The following is a 21,257-nucleotide window of genomic DNA, read 5'->3' on the forward strand; positions in this document are numbered from 1 at the left end:
GATGGCCTGGTGGTCAGGCCACCAATATAGGCACCTTCATATTGAAATAAAAGGCTAATTCACCGAATTCAGGGATAACGATGTGAGGGATTCCACCTCTTTTCGTGGAGTGGTCAGGCCAGTAGGCCGTGACCCCGCACGTAACACTGGACGCGGCCGAACTACTGTCCGTCTTCGTCCGGCTCGGGCGTTTGCGTGAAGGCTCGCACCAGACGGGCGATACCGTCCAGCTCATCATGGGCGCCAAGCACCCACTCCGGCTTCTCGAACGGGCTGTCCGACGGCGTGCTGTCCAGATTCGCCTTCAGGTCGCCCAGCAACTCCAGCGCCATATCGGTGGCCTGGGGACTGCTGCGGGTGGAAAGAGCGATCGCGATCGCCACGGCCTGGCGAATGGCCAACAGGCGGCCGTCCAGTTCTGAGTCCATGGAAAGGTCCTTTTTGCGTTGGGATTGGCCGCATTTTAAGGGTCGCAGAGCGCGGTCGCGCCCGCTGGTGAGCACGTCGCGACTTGCCCGGCGGCAGAAGTGGTGTCCGCGGTTTGCGCAAGATCAATATGCGCGTGTCGGCACAGGCGAATAATCGGGCACATGCAAGCCGCTCTACGCCCACAATCTTCGGAATCGCCGGCGCCCGCCACCGCCGAGCCGCTTTTTCCACCTCAACTGCTGGCCCGGTTGGACAAAAACGGGCCGCGGTACACCTCATACCCCACCGCAGACCGCTATCACGGCGGTTTCGGTGAACAGGAATACCGCCAGGGGCTACGGCAGCGTCGCGCCGCCAGTCCCGCCGAGCCCTTGTCGCTCTACGTTCACATTCCCTTTTGCGAGTCCGTCTGTTACTACTGCGCCTGTAACAAGGTAGTGACGCGCCACCACGACCGGGCTGCTCGCTACCTGGACGCGCTTGCCGCCGAAATCGCGCTGCACGTGCAGGAACTGGGGCAGGGCGTGCCGGTTTCGCAACTGCATTTCGGGGGCGGAACCCCCACGTTCTTGTCCGATGAAGAACTCGCTCGCCTGATGTCGGATCTGCAAGGCGCTTTCCGTTTTGAACCCGATGCCGAGGTTTCGATCGAAGTCGATCCCCGCACGGCAACGCCCGAACGGCTGGCGTATCTGCGGCAGCTAGGCTTCAATCGGCTGAGTTTTGGCGTGCAGGATTTCGACAAGCGCGTGCAAGTGGCGGTGCATCGCGTGCAGTCCTATGAAGACGTCGCCGCGCTGATGCAAAGCGCGCGGGCGCTGGACTATGCATCGGTCAACGTGGACTTGATCTACGGCCTGCCGTTGCAAACCGCCGAATCCTTTGCTCGCACGATCGAACAGGTCATCGCCCTGCGGCCCGATCGCATCGCGCTCTATGCCTACGCGCACCTGCCCGAACGCTTCAAGCCCCAGCGCCGCATCCAGGAAGCCGACCTGCCCGACCGCGCGACGCGCGTGGGCCTGCTCAGTGCAGCCATTCAGGGCTTCCTGAAGCAGGGCTACACCTATATTGGCATGGACCATTTCGCGTTGAACACCGACGCCTTGGCGATCGCCAAGCAGCGCGGCGAACTGCACCGCAATTTCCAGGGTTACAGCACGCAGCCCGATCGCGATCTCATCGCGCTGGGCGTGTCGGCCATCGGCCGAATTGGCAACACCTATAGCCAAAACGCCAAGGTGCTCGACGAATACTACGCAGCCATCGAGGCCGGCAAGTTTGCGGTTGAAAGAGGTTTGGCGCTAAGCCCCGACGATCTGGTCCGCCGCGAAGTCATCATGGACATCATGTGCCAGGGACGCGTGGACTACGCTCGCATCGAGGCACGCCACGGCCTGCGGTTTGGGGAGTACTTCAGCCGCGAGCTCACCCAGATGGCCAGCCTGGCGGAACTGGGCCTGGTCGATATCAAACTGGATGAAATTCAGGTGACGGGCCTGGGGTGGTATTTCGTGCGGGCGGTGGCCATGGTTTTCGACGGCTATCTGCGCAAGGCCATTACGATCGCCAGCTACTCGCGCATCATCTAAGGTCTTTCAAGATCAACGCGCCGCCACGTGGCGGCGCGTGCCTGTTCGTTCGGCAAATTCATTCGGCGAACTTGTCGCGCAGATAGAGCGCCAGCGACAGATCATCCGACAACTGTAGCTTGCGCATGGCGCGTCGCTTGTGCGTGCTGACGGTTTTCTTGCTGCGCACCAGCCGGTCGGCAATCTGCGTCACCGACAGGCCCTGCCGGATGTGCCGAAGTATTTCCACTTCAGAGGTTGTCAGCAGCGCGTGCGGCGGGGACGGCAGCGCGCTGCGGATCTTGCCTTCCTGCACTGTCAGGAACTGGCCCATGGAACTGACCACTCCGCGAATCATGTCCGGCAGCAAGACCATGCCCGATTGCTTGGCCAGGTATCCATTGGCGCCGGCGCGGTACGCCGCGTATTCGGTTTCAAGCCGGTTGCCTGCGGTGAACGTGATGATCGCCATGTTCGGATGATAGCGGCGGACCCGACGCAGGTAGTTGACGCCATCCCAGGGCTCCAGCGGCAGATAGAAATCGATCAGCGCCACGTCGCACGCGGACTGGGCCAGTTTTTCCAGGAGTTCGCGGGCCGAGGTTTCGCGATGGATAACCTGGAAGCCCGGGCAGCTTTCCAGGTAAGCTCCGACGCCGAGCGCCACAACCGGGTGATCATCCAGGACCGCCACCCTGATAAGCGGAGGCGGGCGGGACAAAAGCAGATGCCGCCGCGCGCCGGCGTAGTGGCTCTGCAGGACGGAGGCGTCGTGGGGCGAGGGCGCCTGGCTTGCTGACTCTGAAACTGGCTTCATCGTTGCTCCACGAGCGGACAAGGATAAGAGGGCCTCGGCGACACGAATGGCCCGGGCGCGGGTCGCGAGTGATCTTAAAATTTGGTGGGCAGATTACGTTCTAGCGGGACGGTGCGGACGTGAAACGAGGAAAAATCGGACTGAAGTACGGCCGTGCCTGATAGATATTGGGAACGCATTGATTTGCAGGGTTTGGAGAGATTCGTAAAACGCCACCGTGGCGTTATACGGGGGTCAGCATAGCCTGCACGCCACCACCGTCGCGTTTTCGCCACGGGGGGCATGCAAAGGGTGCTACAATACGCAACCATAAGCGCAGCATCCGTAGCTGCAGTCGTTCTGCTGTATCTTTTGCGCGCCATTTCACCGCGCGTACCAACCGGCCACAAAGACCATGTTTCTCCCGTTCGCACGAACTACCACCCGGAACTTTCGCCCCATGTCGCGTTAGTTTTTCGTGCGTCGGGTTTCACCGTGTCAGGTCAGCGGTAGAACTCATCAAGACAATCAAATGAACGCGGCTTTCAAGCCGCGTTTTTCGTTTCCGTTTTTCGTTTTTTCGTTCCAAGAACCCAGGAAGCACTCCCGATGGTACAGATCACATTGCCCGATGGTTCGCAGCGCCAATTTCCGGGGCCGGTAACGGTTGCCGAAGTGGCGCAATCGATCGGTACGGGCCTGGCGAAGGCCGCCTTGGGCGGCCGCGTCACGGTCGAAGGCGAGGAATCGCGTCTGGTGGACACCAGTTTCCGCATCGAAGGCGACGCCCGCCTGGCAATCGTCACCGCCAAGGACGCGGATGGCCTGGATCTGATTCGCCATTCCACGGCGCACTTGCTGGCCTATGCCGTCAAGTCGCTTTTTCCGGACGCCCAGGTCACCATCGGTCCGGTGATCGACAACGGCTTCTACTACGATTTCTCGTACAAGCGCCCGTTCACGCCTGAAGACCTGGCCGCCATCGAAAAGAAGATGGCCGAACTGGCCAAGAAAGACGAAGTGGTCACGCGCGAAGAATGGACCCGCGACGACGCCGTCGAATTCTTCAAGGGCATTGGCGAAAAGTACAAGGCGGAAATCATCGCCTCGATCCCGTCCAACGAGCCGCTCAGCCTCTACCGTGAAGGCGACTTCATCGACCTTTGCCGCGGCCCTCACGTGCCGTCCACCGGCAAGCTCAAGGTCTTCAAGCTGATGAAGGTGGCCGGCGCCTACTGGCGCGGCGACAGCAAGAACGAAATGCTCCAGCGCATCTATGGCACCGCCTGGGCTACCAAGGACGAGCAGGATGCCTACCTGCACATGCTTGAAGAGGCCGAGCGCCGCGACCACCGCAAGATCGGCCGGGAACTCGACCTGTTCCACTTCCAGGACGAAGCGCCCGGCCTGATCTTCTGGCACCCCAAGGGCTGGGCCCTGTGGCAGCAGGTCGAGCAGTACATGCGTTCGGTGTACCGCGACAACGGCTACCAGGAAGTCAAGGCGCCGCAGATCCTGGATATTTCGCTCTGGAAAAAGACCGGGCACTGGGACAACTACCGTGAAAACATGTTCACGACCGAGTCCGAGAACCGCGTCTATGGCTTGAAGCCGATGAACTGCCCGGGTCACGTGCAGATCTTCAACGCCGGCCTGCATTCCTACCGCGAACTGCCCCTGCGCTACGGCGAATTCGGCCAGTGCCACCGCAACGAACCCTCCGGTTCCCTGCACGGCATGATGCGGGTGCGCGGTTTCACGCAGGACGACGGCCATATTTTCTGTACCGAAGAGCAATTGCAGGATGAATGCGCCGATTTCACGGCACTGCTGCAAAAGGTCTATCGTGATTTCGGCTTCACCGAGGTCCTGTACAAGGTCGCCACGCGCCCTGAAAAGCGCATCGGCACGGACGAGGTCTGGGACACGGCCGAGGCCGCCCTGATGGAAAGCCTGCGTCGTACGGGCTGCGAGTTCGAGATTTCGCCCGGAGAGGGCGCCTTCTACGGCCCGAAGGTGGAATACACGCTCAAGGACGCCATCGGCCGCCACTGGCAGTGCGGTACGATCCAGGTGGACTTTTCCATGCCCGTGCGCCTGGGCGCCGAATTCGTGGATCAGAACGACCAGCGCCGTCCGCCCGTCATGCTGCACCGCGCGATTCTCGGTTCGCTCGAGCGGTTTATCGGCATGCTGATCGAAAACCACGCTGGCGCCATGCCGCCTTGGCTGGCTCCGGTGCAGGCCGTTGTATGCTGCATTTCCGAACCGTCTGCCGATTATGCGGCGCAAATCACGCAAAGCCTGAAAAAACAAGGCTTTAGAGTTGAGTCCGATTTGCGCGGTGAAAAAATCACTCGTAAAATTCGGGAGCACAGCCTGCAGAAGGTGCCGTACATTCTTGTCGTCGGCGACAAGGAAAAACAGAACGGCACTGTCGCCGTACGCGGACTGGGTGGGCTGGACCTTGGCGCCATCGCATTCGACGAATTCGTCGCGCGACTTTCCGAGGACGTAGCCACCCGCCGAGACGTCAATCAACCCGATAGCAGCGCTGCTTAACATTTCTAGGAGCTTTCAACATCGCCACTGAAAAAGCCAATCGCATCAACGGTGAAATCCGCGTCCCCGAGGTGCGCCTGATAGGTCTGGACGGAGAACAACTGGGCATCGTCAAGATCGCCGACGCGTTCCGTCTTTCCGAGCAAAACGACGTGGATCTGGTGGAAATCGCGCCGAACGCCGAGCCGCCGGTCTGCCGTTTGATGGACTACGGCAAGTTCAAGTACCAAGAGCAGAAGCGCCAGGCTGAAGCCCGCTCCAAGCAGAAGGTCATCCAGGTCAAGGAAGTCAAGTTCCGCCCGGCGACCGACGAGGGCGACTATCAAGTCAAGCTGCGCAATCTGCGCCGCTTCCTCGAGGAAGGCGACAAGGCCAAGGTGACGCTGCGTTTCCGTGGTCGGGAAATGGCCCACCAGGAACTCGGCATGCGGGTGCTTGAGCGCGTACGCGACGACCTCCTGGAGCTTGCCCAGGTCGAAGCCATGCCAAAGCTCGAAGGCCGTCAGATGGTCATGGTGCTGGCGCCGAAGAAAAAGGCCGTGCCTGCGGGCAAGCCTGAATCGGCTGCCTGAGCGCCGGATTCCCGGTCAGGCAAGGCCCCGCCTTCCATTCCTGCAACCCGCCGTGTCCGTCTCGTGACCGGCGGGTTCGCTTATTGGGCGGCTCTGGGCTACGATGTCACAAAGCAAAGCCGCCTTCCCGCAAGGGGAGGCGGCGTCCGTTCGGGGTGTCGCGATGCACGTTTTGTTCGTTTTGGATCCCTTGCCGCTGCTCAAGGCGTACAAGGATAGTTCTGTCGCCATGATGCGCGCCCTCGTGGCGCGCGGCCATACGCTCAGCGTGGCCATGCAGGGCGACCTTTATATCGAGGCCGGCGTCGTCAAGGCGCTGACAACGCCCATCGAACTGGTGGCCGATGCCGACCTGCACGGTCATGAATGGTGGCGGGAATCCGCCGGCCGTGATCTGCCGCTGGCGGACTTCGGCGCCGTGGTCATGCGCAAGGATCCGCCGTTCGACATGGAATACGTGTATTCCACCCATCTGCTTGAATACGCCGAGGCCCAGGGCGCCCGCGTCTTCAATCGCGGTGCGGCCATCCGCAACCACCCCGAAAAGCTGGCCATCACTGAAATCAGCGAGTTCACGGCGCCCACGCTCGTGACACGCAACATGGCTCGTCTGAAGGCCTTCCACGATCTCCACCAGGACGTCATCGTCAAGCCGCTGGACGGCATGGGCGGCACGGGCGTGTTCCGCCTGCAGCCCAAGGATCCCAACCTGAACGCCATCCTGGAAACGCTGACCGACAATGGCGCGCGCACCATCATGGCGCAGCGTTACATTCCGGACATCGTCAAAGGCGACAAGCGCATCCTCCTGATCGGCGGCAAGCCCGTTCCGTATTCGCTGGCCCGCATTCCGCTGGCTGGCGAAACGCGCGGCAACCTGGCGGCTGGCGGTCGCGGCGTGGCGCAGGAATTGTCCCCGCGCGACCGCGAGATCGCCGAGGTCGTGGCGCCAAAGCTGGCGGCGCGCGGCCTGCTGCTGGTGGGCCTGGATGTCATCGGCGACTTCGTCACCGAAGTCAACGTCACCAGCCCCACCTGCTTCGTGGAAATCGCCGAGCAGACCGGCTTTGACGTCGCGGACATGTTTGTCCAGGCGCTGGAACAGGCAGTAGCGGGTAAACCCGTGGCAGCCAGCGCCGCAGCAGCCTGATCCTTTCGGAACCGCAGACATGACCACGGGTATTGTGATCGTCGTGCACGCGCCTCTGGGCGCGGCAATGCGCGAATGCGCCAGCCACGTCATGGGCAATCTCGACGGCATGCTTGCGATCCACGACATCCTGCCCGAAGACCTTCCCGACGATCTGGCGCCGGATGTCCTGAAAGACATCCTGGAACAGGATCACGGCGGGGGCGTGCTCGTGCTGACCGACCTGATCGGCGCCACGCCCGCCAATATCTCCAAGCGCGCAGTCGCCGATGCCCAGGCGCAGGGTATCCAGTGCTGTGTGCTCGCGGGGCTGAACACGCCCATGCTGCTGCGCGCGTTGACCTACCGCAACCTGCCTTTGGCCGAAACTCGGGAGAAGGCCCTTGCCGGCGGTGTTCAAGGCGTCTTGCGAGTAGACTGACCAGCGGAAAATTGCCCTATTATGTCGGCTATTATTTCAAGCCGAAGATCGGTTCGACGATTGGCTGCGATCAACACCGCGGCGTAGTCCGCGGTCATAATCTTTCCTATGCCTAATACTGACATTGTCATCAGCAATAAACTGGGATTGCACGCCCGGGCCGCGGCCAAGCTTACGCAGCTTGCGAGCAAGTTTTCCAGCGAAATCTTCATCTCACGCGGCGCGCAACGCGTGAACGCCAAGAGCATCATGGGCGTGATGATGCTGGCCGCTGGGCTGGGAGTGACTGTCAAGCTCGAAGCCTCCGGCAGCGATGCCGACCAGGCTCTTTCCGAAATTGAAAACTTGTTCGACAGCAAATTCGGTGAGCAGGAATAGAGTTTCTTCCGAAGCGTCCGCCCAGAGCCCCGCTCTGGGCGGTTCGTCCGCGTCCCCCATCGACGCCCGCAACGGGGCTGGCTCTGCCAGCCCCGTTGTGTGTCTGTACGGCAAGGGAGTCGCCAAGGGCTACGCCATCGGACGCGCGGTCGTCATGGGCGCCGCGGCGCTAGAAGTGGCTCACTATCGCATTTCGCCGGAAGACATCCCCGCCGAAAGCAGCCGCTTGACCGAAGCCCTGGCCTCGGCGCAACAAGAGCTTCTGCAGCTGGCCGACACCTTGCCGGCCGACGCGCCGCGCGAGCTCGGCGCAATGCTCAATGTCCACAGTCTGCTGCTGGGCGATCCGCTGCTTGCGGAGCAGACCCTCGCCCTGATCGCCGAACGCCACTACAACGCCGAATGGGCGCTGACCACGCAGGGCCAGATCCTGGGCCAGCAGTTCGACGCGATGGAGGACGAGTATCTGCGCGAGCGCGGGGCCGATGTGCGCCAGGTCATCGAGCGGGTGCTGCATGTCCTGGCGGGCACGTCCGCGATCCTCCCCGACATGTCCCACATGGGCGGCGACGACGCCCTGGTCGTGGTGGCGCACGATATTTCGCCTGCGGACATGCTGCGCCTGCGCGGCGGACGTTTCGCCGCGTTTGTGACTGATCTGGGTGGGCCGACCTCGCATACCGCCATCGTTGCGCGCAGCATGGGCGTGCCCGCGGTGGTTGCCATGGGCAACGTGCGCGAACTGGTTCGCGACGGCGACATGTTGATCATCGACGGTGCTGCCGGCGCGGTTGTGGTCAATCCATCCGACCGTATCCTCCAGGAATACCGCCGCCGGCAAGCCGCGTACGCGGACGAGCGCGCCGAACTCAGCCTGTTGCGCGATGAGCCCTCCGTCACCCTGGATGGGATCGACATCGTCCTGCATGCCAATATCGAACTGCCGGACGAGGCGGCGCTTGCGCTGGCGTCCGGCGCGCACGGAATCGGCCTGTTCCGCAGCGAATTCCTGTTCATGGGGCGCCCGGACCTCCCTGGCGAAGAAGAGCAATACGAGGCCTACGCCTCGGTCGTCAAGGTGATGGCCGGCCGGCCCGTCACGATCCGCACGCTGGACATCGGCTCGGACAAGACGCTGGATGGCGAAGCCACCGTGGCCACCAACCCGGCTTTGGGACAGCGCGCCATCCGCTATTGCCTGGCGCGTCCTGAAATGTTCGCGACCCAGCTTCGGGCCATCCTGCGGGCCTCCGCGCACGGGCCGGTGCGCCTGCTGATTCCGATGATCGCCCACATGCACGAGGTCGTGGCGACAAAGGCCGCCATCGAGGCCGCCAGGCGCGAACTGGACACCCGGGGGCAAGCCTACGCCGCCCATATGGAAGTGGGCGCCATGGTGGAGGTCCCCGCGATCGCGATCGCCATTGAACCGTTCGCCCAGGCGCTGGACTTCCTGTCCATCGGCACCAACGATCTGATCCAGTACACGCTGGCGATCGACCGTGGCGACCACGACGTGGCGTCTCTGTACGATCCGCTGCATCCCGCAGTGCTGCGGCTGGTGGCCAACACCATCAACGCCGGCGAGCGAGCGGGCAAGCCGGTGGCGGTATGCGGCGAAATGGCGGGCGATTCCCGCATGACGCGGCTGTTGCTGGGCTTGGGCCTGACCGAATTTTCGATGCATCCGCAGCAGTTGCTGGACGTAAAGCGGGAAGTCCGCCGCGCGCACTCCAATGCGCTGCGCATCAAGGTGGCCGCGGCGTTGAACCGGGCGCTGCCCGTGGACCTGGACGCGCTGGGCCCGACCTGAAACGCGCTTCGGCGCCGCCAGGCCGTGGAATGTAAAAAGCCCGGAACCGCAAGGTCCGGGCTTTTTACATACTCCACACACAATCGCTGTCCCCCCGATCCGGGCCGCCAGGGAGCCGGCTTTGCCGGGCCCTGCGCGGCGCCCCCTTGAGGGGGAGGCGCGAACGCGCCTCGGGGGTGGGTCAACTGTGATAGGCCGATTCGCCGTGGCTCGTGACGTCCAGGCCTTCGCGTTCCTGGTCTTCCGGCACACGCAGGCCGCACAGGGCGTTGGCGATCTTGTAGGCAATCCACGCCACCACGCCAGACCAGACGATGGTCAGCAGCACGCCTTCAAGCTGGACCCACAGTTGGTGGGCGATCATGCCAGGCTCGGCCAGGCCGGGGCCGCCGAAAACCTGGGCGTTGAACACGCCGGTGAGCAGGGCGCCCACGATACCGCCGACACCGTGGATGCCGAACACGTCCAGCGCGTCGTCGGCGCGGAGCAAGCGCTTCAGTCCGTTCACGCCCCAGACGCAGACCACGCCTGCGACCACGCCGATGATCAGTGCGCCCACCGGGCCAACCAGGCCGGCGGCGGGGGTGATGCCGACCAGGCCTGCGACGGCGCCGGAAGCGGCGCCCAGCATCGAGGGCTTGCCCTTGATGGCCCATTCCGTGAACAGCCAGGCCAGGACGGCGCCGGCCGTTGCGATCATCGTGTTGAAGAAGGCCAGCGTGGCATTCTCGTTTGCGGCCAGCGCAGAACCGGCGTTAAAGCCGAACCAGCCCACCCACAGCAGGGCTGCACCCACGAAGGTCATCGGCAGGTTGTGCGGTTGCATGGCTTCGCGGCCGTAGCCCACGCGCTTGCCAACTACGTATGCGCCCACCAGCCCGGCCACGCCGGCGTTGATGTGCACCACGGTGCCGCCGGCAAAGTCCAAAGCACCCTTGGCGTTGAGCAACCCAGGCGCGGTCTCCGACGCGAACCAGACCATGTGAGCGATCGGCACGTACGCAAACGTGAACCAGATCACCGTGAACACCAGCACGGCCGAGAAGCGGGCGCGCTCGGCGAAGCTGCCGACGACCAGGGCGCAGGTGATGCCGGCAAACGTTGCCTGGAACGAGGCGAACAACAGTTCGGTCAACGTGTTGGACATCGCATACGAGCCGTCCGCCGGAGTGAGCATACCGGAGAAGAAGGCGCGCGACAGGCCACCGAAGAAGGCGTTGCCCTCGGTGAACGCGAGGGAATATCCATAGATGAACCAGAGGACCAGGCCCAGCACGAACGTGCACAGCACTTGCAGCAATACCGACAACACGTTCTTGCTGCGCACCAGGCCGGCATAGAACATCGCCAGGCCGGGTACGGCCATCATCAATACAAGCAAGGTAGAGACGAGCAACCAGGAGATATCTGCTTTATCCATTTTCAGGCTCCATTGAGTCTTTATTTATTTACAGCGCAGCTTCGCCGGCTTCGCCCGTTCTGATACGGATCACTTGTTCGAGGGGGGCGGCAAAGATCTTGCCGTCGCCAATCTTTCCGGTGCGGGCGGCCTGTTCGATCGCTTCGATGACCTGATCGACAAGATGGTCGGGCACCGCGGCTTCGACCCGCAGCTTCGGCAGGAAGTCGACGGCGTATTCGGCGCCTCGGTAGAGTTCGGTGTGGCCTTTTTGGCGGCCGAATCCCTTCACTTCGGTGACAGTCAGTCCCTGGACCCCGATTCCGGACAGAGCCACCCGCACTTCGTCGAGCTTGAAGGGCTTGATGATGGCGATGATGAGTTTCATGGCATTTCCTCTCATGGTTGCACGCACCCTGGTTCAAGCAATATCCGTGCCATGTTGCTTCAGGCCGTCGCAGCGTCCTGGACGCGCAGGAGTTGTGCGCTTGAGCACCATAGTGGTGCGTCATGCACGGCCAGCGGCCTCAATTCGGTGCGGAGTGCGCTGTTTCGGGGAGTGCAACCAAATATGTTCCGCGCGGAGGATTTGTAGCGATTTGATGCGAACTTGGTTGCTTGCTTTGCCACACAAGGCGCGTGTCGCGGCTCCGCGTTCAATAGCGCGCACGCGGCGGAGCCTTGCAGGCTGCGGTTCTACGGCCGCGACACCTCACCTTTTGCAGAGTCCGTCGGACCAGGAGCGGCCAAAATTTGGGGAGCGACCGTGATACGAGGGTTTACACGGACCGGCTTGTTGCCCTCGTCGGGGTCGAGAAGAATCGGATTCAGGATGCGCATCAGGCATTTGGCTGATGGCAAGGCGTTGCCGGTTCCGCCGGCGGCGAGGCTAGCGGTGTTGGTAGGGGGTTGCTCTGCGGCAGCCCGGTTTTCTCCTGTGCTTTGAAGGGCGGTTACCGCATGCGGCCCGCCCTTTTTTTTGGCGCTGCGCCGCGGACCGCCCTGAAACGATTGATCCGACGCACTACACTTGAGGCATCAAGAACATCGAGAGGCCTGTATGAACAATCGCACCCAATGGATGGAAGACCTTCAAAAGAACATCTCCGACCTGATCGCCCGCAGTCCCGCCGCGGATGTCGAGCGTAACGTGCGGGCCATGATGACGCAGGCGTTTTCCAAGCTTGATCTGGTCACGCGCGAAGAGTTCGACGTCCAGGCTGATCTGCTGGCACGCACCCGCGCCCGGGTCGATCAGTTGGCCGCTCAGGTCCAACAAATGGAATCGCGCCTGTCCGGCCTGGATAAGTAGCGCGGCCGGCCAGGCGCGGCCGGCTAGCACGGCCGGCCAGTGCGGTCGGCAAGCCACAACCCGGGCGATCACCCCTGAACGGGGCGCCTATTCAAGAGAGCGTTTTGTCACGGCCGCACCTGCGGCCGTTTTTTTTTGCGGATACTGGCGGGCCCGCACTCATTCGGAGACCGCCGTGACGCTTGCCGTTCTAGCCAGCAGGGCCCTTTGCGGCATGCACGCCCATGCCGTCCGGGTCGAGACGCACCTGGGGCCGGGACTGCCGGGCTTCAATGTGGTGGGTCTGGCCGATACCGAGGTGCGGGAAAGCCGCGAGCGGGTCAGGGCGGCCATCATCAACAGCGGGTTTGATTTTCCTCCCGGGCGAATCACCGTCAATCTCTCGCCGGCAGACCTGCCCAAGGAGTCCGGGCGCTTCGACCTGCCCATCGCGCTGGGTCTGCTGCTGGCCTCCGGCCAGCTGGCGGCCCCCGGGTCTGACGATGCGAATCCGTCCGCGCCGGATCCTGCGCTTGCGCGCCTGGTGCTGGCCGGAGAGCTGTCCCTGACCGGGGCGCTGGTGCCCGTCGCCGCGCCGCTGGTCATCGCATTGAGCGTTGCCCGGGATGCCCCGGACGCCACGCTGATCCTCCCCGCGGGCAGCGCCGAGCAGGCCGCGTGGGTGCCTGGTTTGCGGGTATTGTCGGCGCGCTGCCTGGCTGATGTGGCGGCTCATGCTGCTGGCGCCTGTTTGCTTCCCGACGCGATTCCCCAACCTTGGCCGCCCGCGGCGCCCATTCCCTGCCTGTCCGACGTGAGAGGGCAGCCCGGCGCCCGCCGCGCGCTGGAGGTCGCCGCGGCAGGCGGCCACAGTCTGCTCATGGTGGGGCCGCCCGGCGCGGGCAAGAGCATGCTGGCCGCCCGCCTGCCGGGCTTGCTGCCCCCGCTGGACCGCGGTCAGGCGCTGGAAGCCGCGGCCGTGGCGGCGACGGCGGGGCTATCCGATATCCTGACAGGTCATCCGCCTTTCAGGGCGCCTCACCATTCGGCGTCGGTGGCCGCGCTGGTAGGCGGGGGCGGGCGCCCGCGGCCGGGTGAGATCAGCCTGGCGCACCATGGGGTGCTGTTTCTGGACGAGCTGCCCGAATTCAGCCGCCGCTCACTGGAAGCTCTGCGCGAACCCCTGGAGGCCGGCAAGGTGATCATTGCCCGAGCCCTGCACGCGGCGCAGTTTCCGGCACGCTTTCAACTGGTCGCCGCGATGAACCCTTGTCCATGCGGGTGGCGAGGCCACCCGGCGCGCGCCTGCGCCTGCACACCTGATCAAGTGGCGCGCTATGCGGGCAAGATTTCGGGTCCGCTTCTGGACCGCATCGACCTGCACGTGGCCCTGCCGCCATCCGACCCGGACTGGATGGCAGGCCCGCCCGGCGAGGCGTCGGATGCGGTTCGGGCGCGCGTGATCCAGTGCAGGGAACGTCAACACAACCGACAGGGCAAGCCTAACGCGGGCCTAGTTGGGGCCGAACTAGACGAGTTCTGCGCCATGGACGCAGACGCGCTGGCCCTGATGCAACAGGCCATGCGGCGCCTGAGGGGATCGGCCCGAGCCATGCACCGGGCGCTGCGCGTGGCGCGCACGATCGCCGATCTGGACGGCCAGGACAAGCTGGCGGCCCGCCATGTTGCCCAGGCGGTGCAGTACCGGCGTCCGGGAGTATGATCCGCGAGGTGGTGCGTCGCGTCCCCCGTTTGCCCCCCGAGCGCCTGCCGACTCGACAAAACGCCAGAAATCACCATATAATCAAAGGCTTTCCCGGATCTGGCTAATTTTTTGCCGGCAACGGGCGAAGTCCTGTGCCCGAAGGCCGCTGGATCAAGTACCCGGATTGTGTGGGTATCCAGCAAGCGTGGCCCGACAGCACTATCCCAGCAGTACCCCCAAGAAGTACCCCAAAGCAGTACCCCCAAGAAGTGGCAACAGGTCCCCAAGTTTTGCCGTCGCGTGAAGGCTTTGGCTCAAGCGCGCGCCAAGCACCTGGCGTCATGTAAATCAACAATGCGTGTTTTAGTTTAGGGAATCATCATGCCCAAGATGAAAACCAAGAAAAGCGCCTCGAAGCGCTTTAAGGTGCGCGGCAGCGGCTCCATCAAGCGTGGTCAGGCGTTCAAGCGTCACATCCTGACCAAGAAGACCACCAAGGCCAAGCGTCAACTGCGCGGCTCTGCGGCGGTTCATGACTCCAACGTGGCCTCCGTCAAGGCCATGATGCCTTTCGCTTGATCTAAGGGAGATCTACTATGCCTCGCGTCAAACGCGGCGTAACTGCCCGCGCACGTCACAAGAAAGTCATTGCCGCCGCCAAGGGTTACCGTGGCCGCCGCGGTAATGTGTTCCGTATTGCCAAGCAAGCAGTCATGCGCGCTGGCCAATACGCCTACCGCGACCGTCGTAACAAGAAGCGCACGTTCCGCGCTCTGTGGATCACGCGTATCAACGCGGCCGTCCGCGAGCATGGCGTTAGCTACAGCGTGTTCATCGCTGGCCTGAAGAAGGCTTCGATCGAACTCGACCGTAAGGTCCTGGCCGATCTGGCCGTGCGCGACAAGGCCGGCTTTGCCGCCATCGTGCAGCAAGCCAAGGCTGCCTTGGCTGCCTGATCGCGCGCTTTAACTCATCGCGCATCGCTGCAAACGGGGCTGTAATGGCCCCGTTTGCGTTTTGAAGGCTGGATTTCATGACTCGATTGGTTGACGACCTGGTAGACCAGGCGCAAGAACGGTTCGCCGCGGCTTCGGACGCCGCCGCGCTTGAGAACGCAAAGGCTCGCTTCCTTGGCAAGGAAGGCGCACTTACGGTGCTGCTCAAAGGCCTGGGCAAGCTCGATCCCGAGCAAAAGCGCGAGGCGGGTGCGCGGATCAACCAGGCCAAGCAAAAGATCGAAGAGCTTCTGAACTCGCGCCGCGCCGAACTGGCGCAGGCGGAGCTGGATGCTCGTCTGGCATCCGAAACCATTGACGTCACCCTCCCGGGCCGCGGTCGCGCGCCGGGCGGCATCCATCCGGTGATCCGGACCTGGGAACGCGTGGAAGAGATCTTCCGTTCCATTGGCTTCGACGTGGCCGACGGCCCCGAAGTGGAAAACGACTGGACCAATTTCACCGCTTTGAACAACCCGTTGGACCATCCGGCGCGTTCCATGCAGGACACGTTCTACGTCGACATGAACGACGCCGACGGCCTGCCGCTGCTGCTGCGCACGCACACCAGCCCCATGCAGGTGCGCTACGCCCGCATGAACAAGCCGCCCATCAAGGTCATTGCGCCCGGGCGCACTTATCGCGTCGACAGCGACGCCACGCACTCGCCCATGTTCCACCAGGTGGAAGGGCTCTGGATCGCCGAGGACATCTCGTTCGCCGACCTGAAGGGCGTGTACACCGATTTCCTTCGCTGCTTCTTTGAAAGCGACGACCTCGTCGTGCGTTTCCGTCCGTCGTTCTTCCCGTTCACGGAACCGTCCGCCGAGATCGACATGATGTTCACTTCGGGTCCCAACCGTGGCCGCTGGCTGGAAATCTCCGGCTCCGGACAGGTGCATCCGCAAGTGGTGCGCAACTTCGGGCTGGATCCCGAGCGCTACATCGGCTTTGCCTTCGGCTCGGGACTCGAGCGCCTGACGATGTTGCGCTACGGCGTCAACGATCTGCGCCAGTTCTACGAAGGCGATTTGCGCTTCCTGCGCCAGTTCAACGAATAACAGACGGCTGATCATGCAATTTCCCGAATCCTGGCTGCGTACGCTGGTCAATCCTCCGATCGCAACCGATGAACTCGCGCACCGGCTCACCATGGCCGGCCTGGAAGTCGAAGAGACCGAGCCCGCGGCCCCGGCGTTCACCGGCGTCGTGGTGGCTCACATCGTCGAGATTGCTCCGCATCCCGACGCCGACAAGCTGCGCGTTTGCCAAGTCGACGATGGTTCCGGCGAGCGCCTGCAGATCGTTTGCGGTGCGCCCAATGCTGCGGCCGGCCTGAAAGTGCCGCTGGCCCGCGTGGGCGCGGAATTGCCCGGCGGCATGAAGATCGGCGTGGCGAAGATGCGCGGCGTGCAGTCTTCCGGCATGCTGTGCTCGGCCCGCGAACTGGGCTTGTCGCAAGACCACGCCGGCCTGCTGGAACTGCCGTCGGACATGGTTCCCGGCCAGTCCATCCGCGAAGCGCTGGACCTGGACGACACGCTCTTCATGCTCAAGCTGACGCCCAACCGCGCAGACTGCCTGTCGATCCTTGGCGTGGCTCGCGAAGTCGCGGCGCTGACTGGCGCGGCACTGTCGGTGCCCACCGCGGTTGCGGTGCCGGTGACCCTGGACGAGCGCCTGCCCGTCAAGATCGAGGCGCCTGACCTCTGCGGCCGTTTTGGCGGCCGCGTGATCCGCGGCGTGAACGCTCGCGCAGCGACGCCCGACTGGATGAAGACGCGCCTGGAGCGCGCCGGCCAGCGCTCGCTGTCCGCGTTGGTGGATATCTCCAACTACGTCATGCTCGAACTCGGCCGTCCGTCGCATGTCTTCGATCTGGACAAGATCGGCGGCGACATCAGCGTGCGCTGGGCGCGCGAAGGCGAGTCCCTGGAACTGCTCAATGGCCAGACCGTTGCGCTGGATCCGAAGGTGGGCGTTGTCGTCGCGGGCGACCAGGTCGAGAGCCTGGCCGGCATCATGGGCGGCGAAGCCACGTCGGTGACGCTGGACACGCAGAACATCTATCTGGAAGCCGCGTTCTGGTGGCCGCAGGCCATCGCCGGCCGCGCCCGCCGCTTCAAGTTCAGCTCGGAAGCCAGCCATCGCTTCGAGCGTGGCGTGGACTATGCCAGCATCCCTGAACACCTTGAATTCATCACCCGCCTGATCGTCGATATCTGCGGCGGCCAGGTGGGCCCCATCGACGACCAGATCGTCAACCTGCCTCAGCGCCCGCCCGTGCGCATGCGCCTGGCGCGTTGCCACCGGGTCCTGGGCGTGCCGGTCACGCAGGAACAGGTCGCCAAGATCTTCGGCAGCCTGGGCCTGGAGTTCACGGTCGAAGGCGACGACTTCGTCGTCAATCCGCCGTCGTACCGTTTCGATCTGGAGATCGAAGAAGACCTGATCGAAGAAGTGGCTCGCATCTACGGTTTCGAGAGCATTCCCGACGTGCCGCCGATGGCGCGCGCGAAGATGTTCTCGCAACCCGAAGTGCGCCGCGGCGCGCATGCGCTGCGCCGCCTTGCCGCCGCGCAGGACTACCAGGAAGTCGTCAACTACAGCTTTGTCGAAGCCGACTGGGAACGCGACTACGCTGGCAACGAAAATCCCGTGCGTTTGGTCAATCCGATCGCAAGCCATCTGTCGGTCATGCGCTCCAGCCTGATCGGCGGCCTGGTGGCAAACGTCCGTCACAACGCCAACCGCAAGCAGTCACGCGTGCGCGTGTTCGAACTGGGCCGCGTGTTCATGCGCGACGATGCCGCCCAGGACGGTCCGCTGGAAGTGGCCGGCGTGCGCCAGCCCATGAAGCTGGCAGGCGCGGCCTGGGGGCCGGCAGTGGAAGAGCAGTGGGGCGTGCCCAATCGCCACGTCGACTTCTTCGATGTGAAGATGGACGTCGAGGCGCTGTTCGGCGCCCGCGGCCGTCGTCTGCGTTTCGAGGCTGCCGCGCATCCCGCGCTGCATCCTGGACGCGGCGCTCGTGTCATGCTGGACGGCAAGCAAGTGGGCTGGCTCGGTGAATTGCATCCGCGCTGGGCCCAGCAGGCCGATCTGGCGCATGCGCCGGTCGTGTTCGAACTGGACGTGGTCGCGCTGTCCGAAGGTGAACTGCCGCAGGTGCGCGAGCTGTCTCGCCAGCCCGTGGTGGTGCGCGATCTGGCGCTGTGGGTCGACGAAGACGTCACTGCGCAATCCATGCTGGACACTGTGGCCGCAGCCGTGAAGGCCGACGCGCAACTCGCAGTGGTGCAGGATGCGCGCGTGTTCGACGTGTGGCGCGAGAAGGCCCAGGGCAGCGAGCCCGTCGCCGAGAAAAGCCTTGCGTTCCGATTCTGGCTACAGGACACTGAGGTCACATTGGACGAAGCCCGCGTGGCGGATTGTCTGGCACGCATCAAGGACGCCTTGGTTGGCGCGCACGACGCGCGCCAGCGTGTCTGAACCGAGGGGACTAGTATGCTTGCCGAGCAACGCACCCTGACCAAGGCCGAGCTGGCCGAACTGCTCTTCGAGCGGGTCGGCCTGAACAAGCGCGAAGCCAAGGACATCGTTGATACGTTCTTCGAGGAAATCCGCGACGCCCTGGCGCGCGGCGATTCCGTCAAGCTTTCGGGCTTTGGCAACTTCCAGGTGCGCGACAAGCCGCCGCGCCCTGGTCGCAATCCCAAAACCGGAGAGACCATTCCCATCGCTGCGCGGCGCGTGGTCACGTTCCACGCCAGCCAGAAGCTCAAGAGCGTGGTGGAGCAGGCAGTGCCCGCTGCGCCCGACGCCGCGGAGTGATACGCTTTGTCGGTAATTGTTATCGGCGCTCGATGCACCGCGCGCATAAAATCCGCTTATGACACGTACTGAATCCACCGTTACCCTACCGCCCATTCCCGCCAAGCGTTACTTCACCATCGGCGAAGTCAGCGACCTGTGTGGCGTCAAGCCTCATGTATTGCGGTACTGGGAACAGGAATTCACGCAGCTCAAACCCGTGAAGCGCCGCGGCAATCGCCGCTACTACCAGCATCACGAAGTGCTGCTGATTCGTCGCATCCGTTCCTTGCTTTACGAACAGGGCTTCACGATCAGCGGCGCGCGCAATCGCCTTGGCGATGCGCGCGACGTGCCGCATGACCAGGACGCCGCCGTGCGCCTGTCGGGCACCGAGATGCAGTCTCTGCGCAATGAACTGAGCAACGTGTCGGCATTGCTTGCCGAGGCCCTGGGCACGACGGCAAACGCGCCTGCTGCCGCAAGCGCAGGCAGCGCAATTCCCGCGGCCTGAGTCACGGCATCGCGTCCACAACGTTTGAATTCCAACGCTTCATAGCAGTACCTTTGCGACACGCAATGACCTTGAAGGTCACGCGCGTCGCAAGCAGCAGTGCTATGCGCTTTGCGCGCGCCGGAACATCACAAGCAGCATCGTGAACGGCGAACGTGAAGCGCAAAATTTTTTGAGTATTCAGCACTTTTTTTGCACCAATGCGTGCAAACATTTTTTTGTTCTGCTATACTCTTTTTCTTTCGGGGCGTAGCGCAGCCTGGTAGCGCACTTGCATGGGGTGCAAGGGGTCGCGAGTTCGAATCCCGCCGTCCCGACCAGTAGTTCCAAGGCCGTTAGTGAGAGTACTCACTAACGGCCTTTCTCATTGTGGGGACTTTCGTGGGGACATCATCCCCGCGAATCCCATATCCCCTATGCCACTTTCCGCTTTAAAACCGTCAACGCCGGACTGCGCGTGTCGGTTGCGGAGACCCGGTTCGCATACTCAATTAGCTTCGCCAGCTCGGCCGTCGAATAATGCGAGGTGATACTCCCGTCCGTGTGTCCCAATAATGCCTTGCGATCCTCCTCTGGCACGTCGGCCGCCCGCAGTCGCCTACCATACGTGTGTTTCAAATCGTGCACACGCAGGCTTGCGAACCCCGGGTGCGGCGCCGTGCCGTGGGTCTTCTTCCACTGCGCGGCGGCTCGCTTTCTCGCATTCCGCCAAGCGGTGTCGTTCATCCGGTGCAGGGCGCGGCCCTCATACGGAAAGACCCATTCGGGATGCTGTCCCCGTTGCTTGCGGATGATGGACCGGGCGACTTCGTTGAGCACAACAAGCCGCTCCTCCCGGTTTTTCACGCCGGAATCATCGAACCGGCCGCCGAACTCTGCTGGGATGAGGAACACGCTGGTTCCGAGCCCCTCAACTTCGATCTCCCACTGCCATTTCAGCTTGCAGACTTCCTGCTCGCGGCAGCCGGTATTCACCTTGTAAAGCGCCATGATCTGTAGGTGTTCCGGCAACTCCTTGAACAGCGCCGCCTGTTCCTCCCATGAGAGGGGATAGGGCTGGCGCCGCGACTTCTCGCTCAGCATTTCGATCATTGGCACCACAGCGAGCCAGGGCTTTCGGTTGTCGTCGCGCCACTTGCGAGAGGCGACGTTCAGGACGCGGACGACGCGCTGCAGCGCAATGTTGACTGTGCGAGGGGCGCGGCCGGCCTCGAGGCGATCATCGACATAGGCCTGCAGCGCTTCGTTGTCGACCTCATCCAGATGCAAGTCGCCAATGTACGGATCCAGCTGCTTGAGATAGGTGGCCGTCAGCCAAATGGATGGTTGTTGCGCGTACTCCTTTAGGTAGCGGGTTGCCGCGGTGCGGAAAGTCGGGCGCCAGTGGGCGCGCTCCTTCCGCTCCGCGCCGGCTTGGACGATTCGCTCGAGGAGGACCTGTTCGGCTTCCGCGCGAACGCTTGTGCCAGTGCTGCCTCGAATTCGTCCGTAGCCGCGGACGAGTTTGTCGATGTGCCAGATGCCGTCTTTGAGCGTGAGCCCGGTGATTGTTTTTTGCCCCATAGACTTGATGCTCCGTTGCTACGTGGGCGCTCGCTGCGGTGGGAATCGTTGCCCGCAGGTGCGTCCTTGTCAATCGCCATCCGCTCCGCATACTCGTCCGCAAAGCGGTCGAGCTCCTTGCGATCGAAGGCGATTCCTTGTTTTCCAATGCTGATTTCTCGAAGAAAAGGCCGTGCCGCCTGGTCGAATACGCGGCGGCACATGCCTAGGTAGGCGGGTGCCTTGCCTACTCGGATGAATCGCGGAGGAATGTCGGACATTTATCTGATCCTCTTGAACTGCGTC

The 21,257-nt window shown here is 63.1% G+C and carries 21 protein-coding genes and 1 tRNA gene; 16 read left to right on the forward strand and 6 right to left on the reverse strand.

Annotation, left to right across the window (positions count from 1 at the left end; translation table 11 throughout):
* Positions 1 to 161: 161 nt before the first annotated feature.
* Complete coding sequence (locus RT614_RS00320) at positions 162 to 428, reverse strand: hypothetical protein (RefSeq protein WP_313619467.1); 267 nt, start codon at positions 426 to 428, stop codon at positions 162 to 164.
* 162 nt (positions 429 to 590) lie between these two features.
* On the opposite strand from RT614_RS00320, the gene hemN reads away from it, so the two are divergent.
* Positions 591 to 2,021 carry an oxygen-independent coproporphyrinogen III oxidase gene (hemN, locus tag RT614_RS00325; RefSeq protein WP_313619468.1) on the forward strand — a complete coding sequence of 477 codons (1,431 nt, stop codon included), beginning with the start codon at positions 591 to 593 and terminating at the stop codon, positions 2,019 to 2,021.
* 58 nt (positions 2,022 to 2,079) lie between these two features.
* Here the strand turns inward: hemN and RT614_RS00330 are convergent, their stop codons facing one another.
* Positions 2,080 to 2,817, reverse strand: coding sequence for a response regulator transcription factor (locus tag RT614_RS00330; protein ID WP_313619470.1), 738 nt, complete (start codon positions 2,815 to 2,817; stop codon positions 2,080 to 2,082).
* Positions 2,818 to 3,405: 588 nt separating this feature from the next.
* On the opposite strand from RT614_RS00330, the gene thrS reads away from it, so the two are divergent.
* From thrS to ptsP, 6 genes are all read left to right on the forward strand, one after another.
* Positions 3,406 to 5,358: a threonine--tRNA ligase gene (gene thrS / locus RT614_RS00335; protein ID WP_313619471.1), complete on the forward strand. Its 1,953-nt coding sequence runs from the start codon at positions 3,406 to 3,408 to the stop codon at positions 5,356 to 5,358.
* Positions 5,359 to 5,378: 20 nt separating this feature from the next.
* On the forward strand, positions 5,379 to 5,930 hold the full coding sequence (gene infC / locus RT614_RS00340) for a translation initiation factor IF-3 (RefSeq protein ID WP_076812461.1): 552 nt from the start codon (positions 5,379 to 5,381) through the stop codon (positions 5,928 to 5,930).
* Between the two features lie 163 nt (positions 5,931 to 6,093).
* A complete protein-coding gene (gene gshB, locus RT614_RS00345; protein ID WP_313619473.1) occupies positions 6,094 to 7,080 on the forward strand; it encodes a glutathione synthase in 987 nt (328 codons plus the stop codon).
* Positions 7,081 to 7,099: 19 nt separating this feature from the next.
* Complete coding sequence (locus tag RT614_RS00350) at positions 7,100 to 7,501, forward strand: PTS mannose transporter subunit IIA (RefSeq protein ID WP_313619475.1); 402 nt, start codon at positions 7,100 to 7,102, stop codon at positions 7,499 to 7,501.
* A 108-nt stretch (positions 7,502 to 7,609) separates the two neighbouring features.
* Positions 7,610 to 7,879, forward strand: coding sequence for an HPr family phosphocarrier protein (locus RT614_RS00355; RefSeq protein WP_313619477.1), 270 nt, complete (start codon positions 7,610 to 7,612; stop codon positions 7,877 to 7,879).
* Positions 7,880 to 7,982: 103 nt separating this feature from the next.
* Positions 7,983 to 9,692, forward strand: coding sequence for a phosphoenolpyruvate--protein phosphotransferase (ptsP, locus tag RT614_RS00360; protein ID WP_313620617.1), 1,710 nt, complete (start codon positions 7,983 to 7,985; stop codon positions 9,690 to 9,692).
* A gap of 181 nt (positions 9,693 to 9,873) precedes the next feature.
* Here ptsP and amt read toward each other — a convergent pair whose 3' ends face one another.
* Positions 9,874 to 11,112 (reverse strand): ammonium transporter, encoded by a 1,239-nt coding sequence (amt, locus tag RT614_RS00365; protein WP_313619479.1) that lies wholly within the window; start codon positions 11,110 to 11,112, stop codon positions 9,874 to 9,876.
* 28 nt (positions 11,113 to 11,140) lie between these two features.
* Positions 11,141 to 11,479: a P-II family nitrogen regulator gene (locus RT614_RS00370; RefSeq protein WP_006218735.1), complete on the reverse strand. Its 339-nt coding sequence runs from the start codon at positions 11,477 to 11,479 to the stop codon at positions 11,141 to 11,143.
* 672 nt (positions 11,480 to 12,151) lie between these two features.
* On the opposite strand from RT614_RS00370, the gene RT614_RS00375 reads away from it, so the two are divergent.
* From RT614_RS00375 to RT614_RS00410, 8 genes are all read left to right on the forward strand, one after another.
* Complete coding sequence (locus RT614_RS00375; RefSeq protein ID WP_313619480.1) at positions 12,152 to 12,403, forward strand: accessory factor UbiK family protein; 252 nt, start codon at positions 12,152 to 12,154, stop codon at positions 12,401 to 12,403.
* Positions 12,404 to 12,578: 175 nt separating this feature from the next.
* Complete coding sequence (locus RT614_RS00380; protein ID WP_313619481.1) at positions 12,579 to 14,105, forward strand: YifB family Mg chelatase-like AAA ATPase; 1,527 nt, start codon at positions 12,579 to 12,581, stop codon at positions 14,103 to 14,105.
* Positions 14,106 to 14,468: 363 nt separating this feature from the next.
* Entirely contained in the window at positions 14,469 to 14,666 is a 198-nt protein-coding gene (gene rpmI, locus RT614_RS00385) for a 50S ribosomal protein L35 (RefSeq protein ID WP_008159912.1), read from the forward strand.
* A gap of 17 nt (positions 14,667 to 14,683) precedes the next feature.
* Positions 14,684 to 15,043, forward strand: coding sequence for a 50S ribosomal protein L20 (gene rplT, locus RT614_RS00390; RefSeq protein WP_006218741.1), 360 nt, complete (start codon positions 14,684 to 14,686; stop codon positions 15,041 to 15,043).
* 77 nt (positions 15,044 to 15,120) lie between these two features.
* Positions 15,121 to 16,143 carry a phenylalanine--tRNA ligase subunit alpha gene (pheS, locus tag RT614_RS00395; RefSeq protein ID WP_175124022.1) on the forward strand — a complete coding sequence of 341 codons (1,023 nt, stop codon included), beginning with the start codon at positions 15,121 to 15,123 and terminating at the stop codon, positions 16,141 to 16,143.
* A gap of 13 nt (positions 16,144 to 16,156) precedes the next feature.
* Positions 16,157 to 18,574 (forward strand): phenylalanine--tRNA ligase subunit beta, encoded by a 2,418-nt coding sequence (pheT, locus tag RT614_RS00400; protein ID WP_313619483.1) that lies wholly within the window; start codon positions 16,157 to 16,159, stop codon positions 18,572 to 18,574.
* A gap of 15 nt (positions 18,575 to 18,589) precedes the next feature.
* Complete coding sequence (locus RT614_RS00405) at positions 18,590 to 18,916, forward strand: integration host factor subunit alpha (RefSeq protein ID WP_008159916.1); 327 nt, start codon at positions 18,590 to 18,592, stop codon at positions 18,914 to 18,916.
* A 58-nt stretch (positions 18,917 to 18,974) separates the two neighbouring features.
* Positions 18,975 to 19,409: a MerR family transcriptional regulator gene (locus tag RT614_RS00410; RefSeq protein WP_313619485.1), complete on the forward strand. Its 435-nt coding sequence runs from the start codon at positions 18,975 to 18,977 to the stop codon at positions 19,407 to 19,409.
* A gap of 1 nt (position 19,410) precedes the next feature.
* Here RT614_RS00410 and RT614_RS00415 read toward each other — a convergent pair whose 3' ends face one another.
* Positions 19,411 to 19,623, reverse strand: a complete 213-nt coding sequence (locus RT614_RS00415) for a hypothetical protein (protein ID WP_313619487.1) — start codon at positions 19,621 to 19,623, stop codon at positions 19,411 to 19,413.
* Between the two features lie 29 nt (positions 19,624 to 19,652).
* On the opposite strand from RT614_RS00415, the gene RT614_RS00420 reads away from it, so the two are divergent.
* Positions 19,653 to 19,729 (forward strand) — tRNA-Pro (locus RT614_RS00420).
* Between the two features lie 94 nt (positions 19,730 to 19,823).
* Here the strand turns inward: RT614_RS00420 and RT614_RS00425 are convergent.
* A complete protein-coding gene (locus tag RT614_RS00425) occupies positions 19,824 to 20,972 on the reverse strand; it encodes a tyrosine-type recombinase/integrase (RefSeq protein ID WP_313619489.1) in 1,149 nt (382 codons plus the stop codon).
* Positions 20,973 to 21,257 lie beyond the last annotated feature (285 nt).

It is taken from the genome of Achromobacter sp., assembly GCF_032102605.1.
Lineage (GTDB): Bacteria > Pseudomonadota > Gammaproteobacteria > Burkholderiales > Burkholderiaceae_B > Achromobacter.